This window comes from Brevundimonas sp. KH_058 (assembly GCF_057838505.1).
In genome coordinates, this window is the sequence record NZ_CM174469.1 from 574,740 (window position 1) to 589,430 (window position 14,691).

At 68.2% G+C, this 14,691-nt stretch carries 13 protein-coding genes; 1 reads left to right on the plus strand and 12 read right to left on the minus strand.

The annotated features are described in order from the left end of the window. Positions 1–25 precede the first annotated feature (25 nt). The gene (locus tag AC3ISA_RS02715) at positions 26–2,137 is read left to right on the plus strand and encodes a WG repeat-containing protein (protein ID WP_489179231.1); all 2,112 of its coding nucleotides are present in this window, start codon (positions 26–28) and stop codon (positions 2,135–2,137) included. A gap of 74 nt (positions 2,138–2,211) precedes the next feature. Here AC3ISA_RS02715 and AC3ISA_RS02720 read toward each other — a convergent pair whose 3' ends face one another. The 12 genes from AC3ISA_RS02720 to AC3ISA_RS02775 form a co-directional block, all read right to left on the minus strand. After that, positions 2,212–3,393 (minus strand): acetyl-CoA C-acyltransferase, encoded by a 1,182-nt coding sequence (locus AC3ISA_RS02720; protein ID WP_489179232.1) that lies wholly within the window; start codon positions 3,391–3,393, stop codon positions 2,212–2,214. A gap of 45 nt (positions 3,394–3,438) precedes the next feature. Further along, complete coding sequence (locus tag AC3ISA_RS02725; protein ID WP_489179233.1) at positions 3,439–4,413, minus strand: flavin reductase family protein; 975 nt, start codon at positions 4,411–4,413, stop codon at positions 3,439–3,441. Positions 4,414–4,495: 82 nt separating this feature from the next. Continuing rightward, a complete protein-coding gene (locus AC3ISA_RS02730) occupies positions 4,496–5,185 on the minus strand; it encodes a response regulator (RefSeq protein WP_489179234.1) in 690 nt (229 codons plus the stop codon). Next, the gene (locus tag AC3ISA_RS02735) at positions 5,185–7,872 is read right to left on the minus strand and encodes a DUF4118 domain-containing protein (RefSeq protein ID WP_489179235.1); all 2,688 of its coding nucleotides are present in this window, start codon (positions 7,870–7,872) and stop codon (positions 5,185–5,187) included. The genes AC3ISA_RS02730 and AC3ISA_RS02735 overlap by 1 nt, the downstream gene beginning before the upstream one ends. Beyond that, the gene (gene kdpC / locus AC3ISA_RS02740; protein WP_489179236.1) at positions 7,873–8,451 is read right to left on the minus strand and encodes a K(+)-transporting ATPase subunit C; all 579 of its coding nucleotides are present in this window, start codon (positions 8,449–8,451) and stop codon (positions 7,873–7,875) included. A 10-nt stretch (positions 8,452–8,461) separates the two neighbouring features. Next, positions 8,462–8,743, minus strand: coding sequence for a hypothetical protein (locus AC3ISA_RS02745; protein ID WP_489179237.1), 282 nt, complete (start codon positions 8,741–8,743; stop codon positions 8,462–8,464). Positions 8,744–8,766: 23 nt separating this feature from the next. Next, positions 8,767–10,848, minus strand: a complete 2,082-nt coding sequence (gene kdpB, locus AC3ISA_RS02750) for a potassium-transporting ATPase subunit KdpB (RefSeq protein ID WP_489179238.1) — start codon at positions 10,846–10,848, stop codon at positions 8,767–8,769. Between the two features lie 18 nt (positions 10,849–10,866). Further along, positions 10,867–12,576 carry a potassium-transporting ATPase subunit KdpA gene (gene kdpA / locus AC3ISA_RS02755; RefSeq protein ID WP_489179239.1) on the minus strand — a complete coding sequence of 570 codons (1,710 nt, stop codon included), beginning with the start codon at positions 12,574–12,576 and terminating at the stop codon, positions 10,867–10,869. A gap of 18 nt (positions 12,577–12,594) precedes the next feature. Next, a complete protein-coding gene (locus AC3ISA_RS02760) occupies positions 12,595–12,678 on the minus strand; it encodes a potassium-transporting ATPase subunit F (protein WP_409719786.1) in 84 nt (27 codons plus the stop codon). 267 nt (positions 12,679–12,945) lie between these two features. Continuing rightward, complete coding sequence (locus AC3ISA_RS02765) at positions 12,946–13,563, minus strand: DUF1190 domain-containing protein (RefSeq protein ID WP_489179240.1); 618 nt, start codon at positions 13,561–13,563, stop codon at positions 12,946–12,948. Positions 13,564–13,568: 5 nt separating this feature from the next. Then, a complete protein-coding gene (locus AC3ISA_RS02770) occupies positions 13,569–13,982 on the minus strand; it encodes a DUF350 domain-containing protein (protein WP_489179241.1) in 414 nt (137 codons plus the stop codon). A gap of 25 nt (positions 13,983–14,007) precedes the next feature. Continuing rightward, a complete protein-coding gene (locus AC3ISA_RS02775) occupies positions 14,008–14,655 on the minus strand; it encodes a DUF2491 family protein (protein WP_489179242.1) in 648 nt (215 codons plus the stop codon). Between the last annotated feature and the right edge of the window lie 36 nt (positions 14,656–14,691).

Below are 14,691 nucleotides of genomic sequence, written 5' to 3' on the forward strand. Positions count from 1 at the left end.
GCTTGCAGACCCACGATAGGGTTTCATGACGTCCGAAGTCGTAACCGCACGCTCGTTAACGCTTCGTGGTAACTGGAAGTTGTGGATGGTGGCGTCATTGCTGGGAAGCGTCACCATCAGGAAGTCGAACATGCGAGCCGCGATCATCACCCTCGCCCTGATGTGCGGCCTTGTTTTCCCTGCGGCGGCCGCTGACGATCCCTCCAGCTGGTGGGTGAGATGCGGCGGCCCATTCCAGCTCTGTGGCTATGTCGAACGGGACACCGAGACACTCCGGATTCCCATGCGATACGAAGCCGCGAAGCCTTTCCGCAACGGGCTCGCCGCGGTCAGAATCGACGGCAGATGGGGCTATATCGACCGCAGCGGCGATCTGGTGATCCGGCCAGCTTATACTGAAGTGGCGTCCTTTTACGGGGCATTCGCGGAGGTTCGGGTCAACGAAGCGTCTGGGATTATTGACCGGCGCGGGCGAATGATCATTAGCCGCCAATTCAAGCGTGTCATCCCGTTCGCGCGCGATGTCTTCATTGCAGTCCCGCTCGGTTCCAGTGCGCGGTCTGACGGCCTGTTCGGGCTTGATACTGAGCCTGCCAAACTTTCGGGCATCGAAGGCGCAGGTCTCTACCACCGTCGGCGAGGTTGGCTGACTTCGCCTGATCTTCAGTTCACGGCTTTCGATCCAGCCCGTGGCCTGATCTGGGCCGGGCGGCGCAATGAAGACCACGAGGATGTGTGGGGACTGATGCGCGCTGATGGGTCATGGCAGGTCACCCCTCGTTATAGCTACGTTCAGTGGCTTGCCGGCGGGCGCGCCATCGTCAGAAGTCTGCCGGATCGTACGGTCCCTGCCGCCGAGCGCCGGGCCAGCGTTCTCTCCGGAGCGATCGACGGGGACGGCGAGCTTGTCGTACCCATGGAACGTCGCTGGCTCGGCTATTGGCGCGCCGGCTACGGCCTTGCAGACAGGACAGGGCGCGCCAGTGGCTTAGAGGATCCGACCGGCGAGCCAAGCGCCGGCATTGTGAACCTCGACGGCACCCTGTTGGCGGGGCGCTATTTCGATGAGGTCGATATTTCGGAAGAAGGGCTGCTGCCTCGGGGGCGCCTGGGTGACGTCTGGTACAGCATCGATCAAAGCGGCCGATTGCTGCCGGACCAGTTGGAGGGAACGACGCTGCTGGACTGTCCTGACGGGCCGTCCTTCATCCGCCGCGGCGCACGCGTCGAGGTTCGTGGACCCAATGGCAGGTCTGCAGGAACTTATGAACCCGGGCATCTTCAGCAGCGTGAATGCCCAGGGCCGTTCTCGCTAAAGCGCGCAGACCGCTGGTTCATAGTCATGCCCGACGGCCGGGTGTTGGGCGGCGAGCGGGGGTTCGAGAACCTGTACGGCTTCAACGGCGACAGCTCGGCCGTCCAGCTCAACGGAAAATGGGGCATCATCGATCGGCTTGGGCGGTTCACCGTCTCGCCGCGTTTTGACCAACTGCGCCCCGCTGGGGGCGGGGTGTTCCGGGTGGAAGGTGCTGACCCACAGTGGATCGACGCCATGGGCCGCGCAGTTTCGGAACCGCAGCCTCCCCGCCCTGACCTTGTCTGTGAAGGCGGCCTCACCCCGTTTCAGGCGGACGGCCGCTGGGGAATGAGGGACGATCTAGGGCGCACGGTGATCCGGCCCGAGCACCGCGTTCTCACCTGTTTCAGTCACGGCTTCGCTTGGGCGGTGTCGTCCGGTGCGCGCGAGTGGTGCCCCATCGGTCCGGATGGCGAGCGTCGGCGAGCATTCCGTTGCATAAAGGCGGTCTATCCGCAGATCGTGAGCCATCACGCGCCGGAACGGTTCGACGATGACCCGTTCGAAAACAGCGTCCGTTGGAATCTGGCGCTTCTCGACTACCTCGCGGGTACGCGGCCTGAGCCGCCCCAATGGATTCCAGCCGACGGCGGCAGAGCCAGCTACTCTGTCATCGGAGGATTGCCACAGCCCGAGCGCGTGGATTCAGGGGGCGATGGCCAAGAGGCGCTCCTGAGGTTCGCTCCGTACGCGGCGGGCGTCATGAGCCTAGTGGCGTTTGTGATCAGCAAAGGACATCGATCGCGAACTGCCAACTCAGTTGGCTTTACCGAAGCGTGAGGCACGAGCTTAGTCTCTGTCCGCATCCCACTTTAGCACGCGCACCAAGTCCTCTAACGCGACATGCGGAGAGCCTAAACCAGCTCCACGCCCATCGCGGTCGCCTCGCCGCCGCCGATGCACAGGGCGGCCATGCCCTTGGTCTTGCCGTGGGCTTTCAGGGCGGACAGCAGGGTGGTCAGGACGCGGGCGCCGGAGGCGCCGAGCGGGTGACCCAGGGCGCAGGCGCCGCCGTTGACGTTGATCTTGTCGTGGGGGATGCCGAGTTCCTGCATGGCGATCATCGGCACGATGGCGAAGGCCTCGTTGACCTCCCACAGATCGACGTCGTCGGCGCTCCAGCCCGCCTTCCTCAGCGCCTTTTGCAGGGCGAAGACCGGGGCGGTGGTGAACAGGCTGGGCTCGTGGGCGTAGGCGGCCTGGCTGACGACGCGGGCGACGGGCGTCAGGCCGAGCGCATCAGCCGTCGACTGGCGCATCATGACCAGGGCGGCGGCGCCGTCCGAGATCGAGGCGGCCGAGGCGGCGGTGATGGTGCCGTCCTTGCCGAAGGCGGGCTTCAGGTTGGGGATCTTGGAGGGGTCGGACCTGGTCGGCTGTTCGTCGCGGTCGACGATGACGGGGCCCTTGCGGGTCTTGACCTCGACCGAGGCGATCTCGGCGTCGAAGGCGCCTGAGTCCTGAGCGCGCTTGGCCCGGCCGGCGCTCTCGATGGCGTAGGCGTCCTGCTGCTCGCGGGTGAACTGATAGACCTTGGCCGTGTCCTCGGCGAACTGGCCCATCAGCTTGCCGGGCGTGTAGGCGTCCTCCAGCCCGTCCAGATACATGCTGTCGGAAATGACGTCGTGGCCGATGCGGGCGCCGCCGCGGTGCTTGGTCATCAGATACGGGGCGTTGGTCATGGACTCCATGCCGCCCGCGACGATCACGTCGGCGGATCCGGCGGCCAGAGCGTCGTGCGCCATCATGGCCGCCTGCATGCCCGAGCCGCACATCTTGTTGATGGTGGTCGCCTCGGTCGAGACGGGCAGGCCCGCGCCCATCCCCGCCTGACGCGCCGGCGCCTGGCCCAGGCCGGCGGGCAGGACGCAGCCCATGATGATCTGCTCGACCTTGTTCGGGTCCAGCCCGGCGCGTTCCAGCGCCGCCTTGACCGCGACGGCGCCCAGGTCGGTGGACTTGGCGTCCGACAGCGCGCCCTGGAAACCGCCCATCGGGGTGCGGGCGTAGGAGACGATGACGACGGGATCGGACATGGAGCGGTTCCTCTTGTTGCGCGGACAGATAGCGATCCGGGCCGGTCAGGAAAAGTGCAGCCGCCGATACTTGCCCCGGAAATAGAGCAGCGGGTCGCGGCGCGGCTCGAACCGCGCGCGCGTCACCCGGCCGATGATGACCAGGTGATCGCCGGCCTCGACGATCTGCTCCGTGCCGCATTCGAAACTGGCCAGGGCGCCCGACAGGATGGGCGCGCCGGTGTCCCAGGTCTCCCACGCCACGTCCTGGAACCGGTCGGCATGGGACCGGGCGAAGACGCCGGAAGTCGGCTGCTGGCCGATGTGCAGGACGTTGATGGCGAAATGTTCGGCCTGGCGGAAACGCTCGACGTTGGTGGACGAGCGAGCAAGGCAGAACAGGATCAGCGGCGGGTCCAGCGACACAGAGGAAAAGGAGTTGGCGGTCAGGCCGACGGGCTGACCGGCCTCGTCCCGCGTCGTGACCACCGTCACCCCGGTCGCGAAACAGCCCAGGGCGTCGCGCAGGGTGCGCGGGTCGGACCCGGCCTGATACAGCATGGCCTCGCGCGGCGCCTGGCGTTCGAGGAAGCCCAACAGGGCGGCGTTGTCGGCCTCGACCGGATCGGGACCGTCGTCACGGGAGATGATCTGGACCGGCAGGCCGGCCAGCAGGGTCTCGACCTCGGGCGACACGGCGCCCTGCCCTTCGCCGGCGATGATCGTCATGCAGCTGGCCAGAGCCGGGCCGGTGACGGCCAGCGCGGGTGCCACCGCGTCCAGCGTCCGGTCCGAACAGACGATGGCAGGCCGCGACGGGATTTCGGTCAGCAGACGCCTCAGCGCCGCCGAGCCGTCCTCGGTCTGATCGAAATCGGCGGCCAGCACGACGTGCCGCCCGGCCTCGACCAGCGCCCGCACCGACCGCCGCCAGTCGCCGGACAGGCTCTCGGGTGCGCCGATCAACAGGACGATGGGATCTTCCGGGTCGCCCCAGCTTTCGACGTCCAGGCCTCCGATCCGGGGCGGCGATGCGGTCATGAGGCGAGGCGGTCCGGTCTGTGGTGGGGCGAGAGAGCCGTCCCTAATAAGGGAAGTCCGGCCGCCGACGCCAGCCGGACGATCAGACGTTCAGCCGATAACCGACGCTGGGTTCGGTGACCACCAGGGTCGGCTCGGCCGGATCGGCCTCCAGCTTGTGCCGAAGTTGGCCCACGACGACCCGCAGATATTGAACGTCGTCGGCATGGCCGGCGCCCCAGACGGTCTTGAGCAGATCGACGTGGCCCAGCACCTTGCCGGCGTTGCGCGTCAGATAGGCCAGGACGTCGTATTCCTTGGGCCGCAGCTTCACCCGCTCGCCGGCGCGGGTGACGATGCGGCGGTCCAGATCGATCACGACATCGCCCGCCGTGACCACCCCGCCCGCGACCGGCGTCAGCGCGCCCTGACGCAGGCCGGCCCTGATGCGGGCCAGCAGTTCGCCGACGCCGAACGGCTTTTCGACATAGTCGTTGGCGCCCAGGTCCAGGGCGACGATCTTTTCCGCCTCGCGGTCGCGGGCGGACAGGACGATGATCGGCCCCTGATAGAAGTCGCGCGCCCGCGTCAGCACGTCCTTGCCGTCCATGTCGGGCAGGCCCAGGTCCAGCACCACGGCGTCGGGGCTCCACAGAGCGATGGCGCGCAGGCCTTCCTGACCGCTGTCGGCGCGGCGGGGCTCATAGCCGGCGGCGTCCAGGGCAGGCGCCAGGAAGCGGTGGATCTGGGGCTCGTCGTCGATGACCAGAACCTGGGGGCGAACGGCGGACATCACAGCAGATCCGGGTGGGTGGCGATGGACTTGGGCAGGCTGATCAGGATGCGGGTGCCGCGCTTGCCGTCGGCGTCGTCCTGGATCGGGCTGGCGGCGGCGATGCGGCCGCGCATGGCTTCGACGAAGCCTTTGGCGATGGCCAGACCGAGACCGGCGCCCTTGGCCCGATCCGTGGACTCTTCCATGCGGCGAAACTTGTCGAACACCCGTTCCAGCTCGGCGGTGGGAATGCCCCTGCCCTCGTCCTCGATGGAGATGACGACGGCGCCGCGATCCTCATAGGCCGCCAGTTCGATGGTCGTGCCGTCGGGGCTGTAGGCGATTGCGTTTTCCAGGATATTGACCACGGCCTGTTCCAACAGGCCCGGATCCGCCTCCACCATGCTGAGCTGGGCCGGAAAGTCGCGCGTGACCTTGCGCCGGCCCAGGCGACGCGACACCCGGTCGGCGGCGGTGTTCAGGATGTCGCGCACATCGCTCCAGTCGGTGCGGACGTTCAGCCCGCCGCCCTCCAGCCGGGTCATGTCCAAGAGGTCGCCGACATAGCGCGACAGGCGTTCGGCCTCCTCGCGGATGCTGAGCAACAGGTCGTCGCGGACCTCGGGCTTCAGGGTCGCGCCATAGTCGATCAGGGTCGTCGCCGAGCCGAGGACGGTGGACAGGGGCGTGCGAAGATCGTGGCTGACCGAGTTCATCAGGGCGGCGCGGAAACGGTCGGCGCGACGCAGGGTCTCGGTCTCCAGCGCCTGACCGGCCAGATCGGCCCGCTCCAGCGCCACCGCGCCCTGGTCCAGCAGGGCCATGGCCAGGCGTTCCTCGTCCGAGCCCGCCGCCACGGCCGAGGTGTCGATGCCCGCCACGCCGGCCCGACCGCGAACGCCCTGCAGCGGCTGAAACCGCCAGTGGGTCTGCGGCAGGGTGCCGGTGCCGTGGCCCGTGACCTCGCCATGGGTCCAGGCCCAGCGGGCGGCGGCCATGGCGTCGGGGGCCAGGGTCACGCCCTCGGGGCTGGCGCCGATCAGGACGATGTCGTCCTCGTCCGGCAGCAGGACGACCGCCCCGGCGCCGGCGGCGGCCGAGGCCTGTTCGGCCAGGCTGCGGGCCGTGGTCGCGCGATCCTGACCGGCCGACAGGGCCTGGCTGGCGGCCAGCAGGGCCGAGACGGCGGCGGCGCGACGCTGGGCCGCCCTGGCCTGTTCGCGCACCCGCCCCGCCAGGGCGCCTGTGCCCAGGGCCACGCCCCAGAACAGGATCAGGGTCAGCACGTCGGTCGGCGAGCCGATCAGGAAACTGTAGCGCGGCTGAAGGAACAGGAAGTTGTAGGTCAGGAAGGCCAGGGTCGCCGCCGCCAGCGCGGGCCGCAGCCCGTTCAGCACCCCCGCCGCCACGACCGCCGCCAGATAGATGACGCCCAGATCGACCCGCTCGAACCGCGTGTCCAGCAACAGGGCCGCCCCCGTCGCCGCCAGGACGAAGGCCGCGCCGGCCGGATAACCACGCCAGTCCAGCGCCGCCTTGACACCCGACTTCAACGCCGGTTCGGGCGCGGTCAGGTCGCCCTCGGTGACGACGTGGACCGCGACGCCCTGGGCCTTGCGCAGCAGTTCGGTCGCCAGCGCCCGACCGGTCCATTCGCTGAACCGTCCGCCGCGTGTCTTGCCGATGACGATCTGGGTGACGTTGTTCCTGTGGGCGTGATCCAGCACGGCGCGCACCACGTCGTCGCCGCTGATCGTCACGGGCCGGCCGCCAAGTTGTTCGGCCAGCTTGAAGGCCTCGGACAGCCGCCCCGCCGAGCGGGCGTCGGCGCGCGATCCGCTGGGCCGTTCGACGTGGGCCACCGACCAGGGGGCGTCCATCATCATGTCCGACATCCGCCGTCCGGTGCGAACCAGCGAGGCGGTCATGGCGTCGCCGCCGATCAGGACCAGGATCCGCTCGTTCGCCGCCCACGGCCCCGACACGCCCCGCTCGCGCAGGTGCGACAACAGCTGGTCGTCCACCGTCTGGGCCGCGCGGCGCAGGGCCAGTTCGCGCAGGGCCGTCAGGTTCTCGATCTTGAAGAAGTTCTCGGACGCCACCCGCGCCGTCTCGGGCACATAGACCTTGCCCTCGGCCAGACGCGCCCGCAGGTCCTCGGGCGTGATGTCCACGACCTCGATGTCGTCGGCGCCGGTCAGGGCGCTGTCGGGCACCGCCTCGCGCTGGCGCACGCCGGTGATGCGCAGGACGACGTCGGACAGGCTCTCCAGATGCTGGATGTTCAACGTCGTCCAGATGTCGATCCCGGCGTCGCGCAGCTCCTCCACGTCCTGCCACCGTTTCGGGTGGCGCGAACCGGGCGCATTGGAATGGGCGTATTCGTCGACCAGCAGCAGTTCGGGACGCCGCGCCAGGGCGCCGTCCAGATCGAACTCCATCAGCGCACGGTCGCGGTGTTCGATCGGCGCGCGCGGCATGACGTCCAGCCCGCGCAGCAGGCTCATCGTCTCCTTGCGGCCGTGGGTCTCGACCACGCCGACGACGACATCCAGCCCCTCGGCCTTTCGTCGGCGCGCGGCGCGCAGCATCTCGTAGGTCTTGCCCACGCCGGGCGACATGCCCAGAAACACCTTCAGCCGCCCGCGCTTGCGGCGCGGAGCGGCTGAAGGGCCGGGCGTGGTTTCGCTCGAAGTCTCGGGCAATCAGCCCTCCGCGCCGAAGCGGGCGTCCAGCGCGCGGTTGGTCAGCAGGACATTGACGTGCGGCTGGCCGATGAAGCCGAGGAAGGCCCCCTCGATGTGCGCGTCGATGATGCTCTGGACCTGCTGCACGCGAACGCCTCTGGCGCGGGCGATCCGCGCGGCCTGAAGCCGAGCGTAGGCCGGAGACACGTCGGGGTCGAGACCGGAACCCGAGGTCGTCACCGCATCGGCGGGGATGACGCCGGGGCCGTCCTCGGCGCGGATCGTCTGAGCGCTTTCGGCGACGCGCGCGGCCAGGTCCTCATTCAGCGGCCCCATGTTGGAGCCGGACGAGGCGGCGGAGTCATAGCCGGCGCCCGCCGCAGAGGGGCGGGGATGCAGATAGGTGGCGCCCGCGAAGGGCTGACCGATCAGGGATGAGCCGACGACCTGACCGCCGGCGTCGCGCACCAGGCTGCCGTTGGCCTGTTCCGGAAAGGCGACCTGGGCGATGCCTGTGACGGCCAGCGGATAGGCCAGGCCCAGCAGCAGAGTGAAGAGGGCCGTCATGACGATGGCCGGGCGAAGTTGGTTGACCATGATCGTCGCCTCAGAAGCTGGCCTTCAGCGTCACCACAGCGCGCGCGCCGTAGCCATCGCCGAAGTCGTGTTGATCGGTGTCGTGATAGCGCAGGTCCACCGCCAGATTGCTGGTCCGCTGATAGCCGCCGGGGTAGAAGCCGTTCTTGGTCAGGTCGACGCCGTCCGGGAGGGCGGGGTTATCCTGGGCCTTGGCCTCGCTGCACAGGCCCAGACCGGCGATGCCGAGGATGCAGGCGGCGGCGAACCAGGCGTCGTTGCGACCCGAGGCCCTGGAGTGGGATTTGCGCATGGAGATGTCCTTGGAAACGCGCATCAGGCCAGGCCGAGCGCGGAAATGAGGAGGTCGATCAGCTTGATGCCGACGAACGGGGCGATCAGGCCGCCCAGTCCGTAGATCAGCAGGTTGCGACCCAGGAGGGCGCCGGCGCCGATGGCCCGGTATTTGACGCCCTTCAGCGCCAGCGGGATCAGGGCGACGATGACCAGGGCGTTGAAGATCACCGCCGACAGAATGGCGCTCTCGGGGCTGTGCAGCCGCATGACGTTCAGCGCGCCGAGCGACGGGAGGGCGACCACGAACATCGCCGGAATGATGGCGAAATACTTGGCCACGTCGTTGGCGACCGAGAAGGTGGTCAGGGCGCCGCGCGTGATCAGCAATTGCTTGCCGACCTCGACGATCTCGATGACCTTGGTCGGGTCCGAGTCGAGATCGACCATGTTGCCGGCCTCGCGCGCGGCCTGGGCGCCGGTCTGCATGGCCACGCCGACGTCGGCCTGAGCGAGCGCAGGGGCGTCGTTTGCGCCGTCGCCGCACATGGCGACCAGACGGCCCTTGGCCTGTTCGGCCTTGATGAGGCGCATCTTGTCCTCGGGCGTGGCCTCGGCGAGGTAGTCGTCAACGCCGGCTTCCGAAGCGATGGCCGCGGCCGTCACCGGATTGTCGCCGGTGATCATGACGGTGCGCAGGCCCATGCGGCGCAGGTCGGCGAAGCGCGCCTTCACGCCCGGCTTGACCACGTCCTTCAGGTGGATGACGCCGACCAGGGCGCCGTTCTGGGTCACGGCAAGGGGCGTGCCGCCCGAACGGGCGATCCGGTCCACGGCCTGGCGGAACTCGGCCGGGGCTGAACCGTCGGTCAGGTTCAAATCCTTCAACACCGCATCGACCGCGCCCTTGCGCCAGCTGTCCTTGCCGACATCCAGGCCCGACTGGCGGGTGACGGCGGTGAAGGGAATGGCGACGGCGCCGGCGGGCTTATCGACCGAGACGCCGGCGTTCCGGCCCAGCTCGACGATGGAGCGGCCCTCGGGCGTCTCGTCGGCGAGCGACGCCATGACGGCGGCGGCCAGAGCGGCCTCGGGGCGCACGCCCGGAACCGGGATGACCTCGGTCGCCATGCGGTTGCCGAAGGTGATGGTGCCGGTCTTGTCGAGCAGCAGGGTGTCGACGTCGCCTGCCGCCTCCACCGCACGGCCCGAGGTGGCCAGCACGTTCACCTTCAGCAACCGGTCCATGCCGGCGATGCCGACGGCGGACAACAGTCCCCCGATCGTGGTCGGGATCAGGGTGATGAACAGGGCGCCCAGGACCATCGGGTCCAGATCGACGCCCGAATAGGCGCCCAGGCCCACCAGGGTCACGACCGCGATCAGGAAGATCAGGGTCAGGCCGGCCAACAGCACGGCCAGGGCCAGTTCGTTCGGCGTCTTCCTGCGGTCCGCGCCCTCGACCATGGCGATCATGCGGTCGAGGAAGGTCGAGCCCGGCTTGGCGGTGATGCGCACCTTGATCCAGTCGGAGACGACGGTGGTGCCGCCGGTCACGGCCGAACGGTCGCCGCCGCTTTCGCGGATCACCGGGGCGCTCTCGCCGGTGATGGCGGCCTCGTTGACCGAGGCCACGCCCTCGATGATCTCGCCGTCCGAGGCGATCACGTCGCCGGCCTCGACCAGGATGATCGACCCGACCTCAAGCTCCGACGCATTGGTGGGGACCACCGTGCCGGTCTTGGGATCGACGATCAGCTTGGCCTTGGTCGTGACGCGGGTGGCCCGAAGACTGTCGGCCGCCGCCTTGCCGCGCCCTTCGGCGATGCTTTCGGCGACATTGGCGAACAGGACCGTGGCCCACAGCCAAAGCGCCAGTTGCACGGCGAAGGCCGCAGACTGACCGCTGGCGATGGCGGCCGCCGCCGAGATCGTGGACAGCAGCGCCACGATCCAGGTGGTGAAGATGACCGGGTTCTTGATCAGTTTGACGGGGTTCAGCTTGACGAAGGCCTCGCCGACGGCGCGTCCGATCATCGCCCCGGAGAGCCCGCCCGCGAGGGGCGACGCACGGCCGCCCTCGCGTGGGTCCCCCCCGCTCGTGTCCAATGTGATTTGTGTCATTTAATGATGTCCGGAGGATCAGGCGCCGGCGACCGCGGCGAGCACCTGGAAGTGCTCGACGATCGGTCCCAGGGCGAGGGCGGGCAGGAACTGCAGACCGCCGAGGATGAGGATCACGCCGATCAGCAGGCCGATGAACAGGCCGTTGTCGGTGGGCAGGGCGCCAAGGCTGGGCGCCAACTTGGGCTTGACGACCAGGCTGCCGGCGATGGCCAGGACGGCGACGGCCGGAATGAATCGCCCGAACAGCATCCCCAGACCCAGTGTCGTGTTCCACCAGGGGGCGTTGGCGGTCAGGCCCGCAAAGGCCGAACCGTTGTTCGCCGCCGCCGAGGTGTAGGCGTACAGGATCTCCGACAGACCGTGCGGTCCCTTGTTCAACAGGCCCGCCAGCGCCGTCGGGAAGACGGCCGACACGGCGGTGAAGCCCAGGATGGCGAGCGGCAGGATCAGCACCGCGATCATGGCGAACTGGATCTCGCGCGCCTCGATCTTCTTGCCCAGATATTCCGGGGTGCGCCCGACCATCAGGCCGGCGACGAAGACCGACAGCAGGGCCATGACCACCATGATGGCGATGCCCGAACCGACGCCGCCGGGCAGGATCTCGCCCAGTTGCATCAGGAACATCTGCAAGCCGCCGCCCAGGGGCATGAAGCTGGCGTGCATGGCGTTGACCGAGCCGTTGGAGGCGCCCGTCGTGACGACGGACCAGACGGTCGAGGCGGGGGCGCCGAAGCGAACCTCCTTGCCCTCCATGTTCACCGAGGCGTCCACTTGGGCCGCGACCAGGGACGGCGGTGCTTGCGTCTCGATGACGTACATGGCGGCCGAGGATACGGTCAGCAGGATCAGCGCCGCCGCCGCCAGGGCCTTGATGTCGCGTCCCGCCATCGCTGTGCGGCCGAAGGCGAAGAAGGCGGCCCAGCCCATGACGTTGATCGCCACGGCGGTCAGCAGATTGGTGATGGCGTTCGGGTTCTCGAACGGATGGGCGCCGTTGACGTTGAAGACGCCGCCGCCGTTGATGCCCAACTGTTTGATCGCGACCTGGCTGGCCGCCGGGAACAGCGGCAGGGTCTGCGACCCGCCCTCGACGCCGGTCGCATGGACATTGGCCGCCAGGCTCTGGACGATGCCGAGACCGGACAGGGTCACGGCCAGGATCAGGGCGGCGGGCAAGAGGACATAGAGGGTGGTGCGCGTCAGGTCGGCCCAGAAGTTGCCGACGCCCTCGCCGCGATTGGCGACGAAGGCGCGCGCCAGGGCGGCCGCGATCGTCGCGCCGGTGGCGGCCGAGACGAAGTTCTGCACCGTCAGCCCGACCATCTGAGTGAAGGTCGACATCGTCGCCTCGCCGCCATAGCTCTGCCAGTTGGTGTTGGTGACGAAGCTGACGGCGGTGTTGAAGGCCAGGTGCGGCGACACGCCCGCAAAGCCTTGCGGGTTCATCGGCAGCACGCCCTGCAGACGCAGGATCGCATACAGCAGCACAAAGCCCGCCAGATTGAAGGCCAGCAGGGCGCCGGCGTATCCAAACCAGCCCTGGCTGCGCTTCGGATCGACGCCGGCCGCACCGTAGAAGACGGCCTCGACCGGCTTGAGCACCGGGTCCAGCCAGGTCCGTTCGCCGTTCCAGACGCGCGACATATAAACGCCGATGGGCCAGCCGAGCATTACGGCCAGCCCAAGGGTCAGGGCGATCTCGCCCCATCCTTGAATGTTCATGATTTAAGTCCCGGTCCCTTAGAACCGCTCGGGCCGCAGCAGCGCCGCGACCATGTAAACGGCGACGGCGACCGCCCCCGCTCCCCAGAGCATGGCGATCATCGTCACACCCGTTTCAATGCTGTGGCCAGCAGGGCGAAGGCGGCGAACGCCCCTGCCCCCACCGCCAGAAAGATCACGTCGGCCAATCCGGCCTCCTCAGGCTCAAGTGAAGCAGGAGGAGATCATGGGCGGCCGTAACGTCGCGATGTGAATCCCGGCGCCGGGCATAAAGGAACCATAAAACCGGGCCGGTCGCCGGAATGCGAAAAAGCCTCCGACCCGCAAGGATCGGAGGCTTTCAAAATCACCACAAACGCTTGGGTCGGATTAGCCGCCGTAGCTGCGGCCGCCGCCGCCGAAGCCGCCGCGCGAGACGACGGTGGTGCGGCTCTGCACCCGCGTCGGGGCCTGGCGGGCGACGTCGCCGTGTTCGCGCGCATTGGTCAGGGTCTTGCCGGTGCGGTAGTCGCGGTAGGTGTAGCCGCCGCCGTAGCCGTTCGACAGCCGGCCTTCCCGGTCGCGATACAGAGGACCGCCGCCGCGATAGCCGCCGTTCAGCATCTGGCCGACGATGAAGCCGGTCAGCAGCGGGGTGAAGAAGGAGCCGTTGCCGCCCTGGTTGTTGGGCTGGCACTGGGACGGTCCCCACTGGCCCTCGCACTCCTCGCGCGAGGCATAGCGGGGCGCGGTCTTGGCCGCCTCTTCCCGGGCCTTGGTCAGGGCGGCGTCGCACTGATCGTCGGGGATGTCGTTGGCGGCCTTGCACTCGTCCAGCGACTGATAGGCCAGGGTCGGTTCGGGATCGGGCGCCGGGACGCGCTGGGGCGAGCCGCAGGCGGCCAGCGAGAAGCTGGCGGTCGCCATCAGGCTGCTGACATGAAGCACGCGCGAGCGCTTCAGCCGGCGCATCGTGTCAGTCTTGGGCAGGTCCTTGGGATCGGTCATGGCGGTCACGACGTCATGCAGGCGGCGTTGAGCAGGCCGACGCAGATGGAGATGGAGGCCAGATAGACGGCCGCCGCGATCTCGCCCGCCTCGATGCGGACGACCAGATTGCGGAAGGCCATGCGGCTGATGGTGACGAAGACGACGATCTGGATGATGCCGGCCAGCAGGGCCCAGGCGGCGAACTCCATCAGGCTGACGGTGTACGACAGGGCCGAGGCCAGAGGCAGGACATAGCCGATAAGGGCGCCGCCCAGCGCGATGGCGGCGGCGGTGTTGCCCTGACGGATCAGCGTATGTTCGTGATACGGCGTGACCCACTGATAGACCAGTTTGAAGGCCAGGGTGAAGACGCCCGCCATTGCGAAGGCGATCAGGAAGGCGATCGCCCCCTGCTGAAATACGAACCAGTCGAACATCTGTCTTGCCCCTCGGATTGCGCGCTCAGGCGCGGAACTCGGCCATTTCCAGCGGAATGCCGATCATGATTTCGTGCGTCGTCTCGCCGCCCTCGGGCTGCTGCTCCAGGGCGATCATCAGTTCGCGCCCGCCGCCCAGCTCGCGTGCATACAGCATGCAGGTCTGGAAGATCTTGGCATAGGGGGTGGTCGCGGTGCGGTCGTCCCAGATCGTCTCCCACAGGGTGACCGGCGGCTGGATGGCGTCGCTCTCGGCGAACCAGAAGCGCGGATAGTCGGGCAGCTCTTCGGCCGCGCCGTGGAAGACCGGCGCCGACAGGCGGTCGCGCCAGATGCGGCGCTCGCGCTCGCCCGGCGGGTAGGCCGAGGTCCAAGGCACGAACAGGCTGAAGTCATAGCTTTCCAGCCCCGCCTCGTCGTCGCTCATGGCTTGAAGCATGACGTGGTCGTCGGTGTAGAAGCGATGCACGAACTGACCGCTGTCCAGGCTTACCAACCCCTGCGCCGAGATATCCAGCACGTCGCGATCCAGGGTGAAGTGGGTCTCTTCGCCCAGACGGCGCCAGGCCAGAGGGTCCAGCGACACGGTGCGACCTACGGTGATGTTGCGCACCGTCGCCAGCCGATTGGCGGGCGCGGCCTTCTCCGACGATCCGAAAAGCTTCTTGAACATGGGCGACTATCTAGGCCCGATGCGCGCCGACGGCGA

Excerpts from the sequence above, each read along its gene's own strand:
- AC3ISA_RS02765 (WP_489179240.1), bottom strand. The coding sequence starts at position 13,563 with ATGACCGATCCCAAGGACCTGCCCAAGACTGACACGATGCGCCGGCTG.
- AC3ISA_RS02730 (WP_489179234.1), bottom strand. The coding sequence starts at position 5,185 with ATGTCCGCCGTTCGCCCCCAGGTTCTGGTCATCGACGACGAGCCCCAG.
- kdpA (WP_489179239.1), bottom strand. The coding sequence starts at position 12,576 with ATGAACATTCAAGGATGGGGCGAGATCGCCCTGACCCTTGGGCTGGCC.
- AC3ISA_RS02725 (WP_489179233.1), bottom strand. The coding sequence starts at position 4,413 with ATGACCGCATCGCCGCCCCGGATCGGAGGCCTGGACGTCGAAAGCTGG.
- AC3ISA_RS02720 (WP_489179232.1), bottom strand. The coding sequence starts at position 3,393 with ATGTCCGATCCCGTCGTCATCGTCTCCTACGCCCGCACCCCGATGGGC.
- AC3ISA_RS02745 (WP_489179237.1), bottom strand. The coding sequence starts at position 8,743 with ATGCGCAAATCCCACTCCAGGGCCTCGGGTCGCAACGACGCCTGGTTC.
- AC3ISA_RS02760 (WP_409719786.1), bottom strand. The coding sequence starts at position 12,678 with ATGATCGCCATGCTCTGGGGAGCGGGGGCGGTCGCCGTCGCCGTTTAC.
- AC3ISA_RS02715 (WP_489179231.1), top strand. The coding sequence starts at position 26 with ATGACGTCCGAAGTCGTAACCGCACGCTCGTTAACGCTTCGTGGTAAC.
- kdpB (WP_489179238.1), bottom strand. The coding sequence starts at position 10,848 with ATGACACAAATCACATTGGACACGAGCGGGGGGGACCCACGCGAGGGC.
- kdpC (WP_489179236.1), bottom strand. The coding sequence starts at position 8,451 with ATGGTCAACCAACTTCGCCCGGCCATCGTCATGACGGCCCTCTTCACT.
- AC3ISA_RS02775 (WP_489179242.1), bottom strand. The coding sequence starts at position 14,655 with ATGTTCAAGAAGCTTTTCGGATCGTCGGAGAAGGCCGCGCCCGCCAAT.
- AC3ISA_RS02770 (WP_489179241.1), bottom strand. The coding sequence starts at position 13,982 with ATGTTCGACTGGTTCGTATTTCAGCAGGGGGCGATCGCCTTCCTGATC.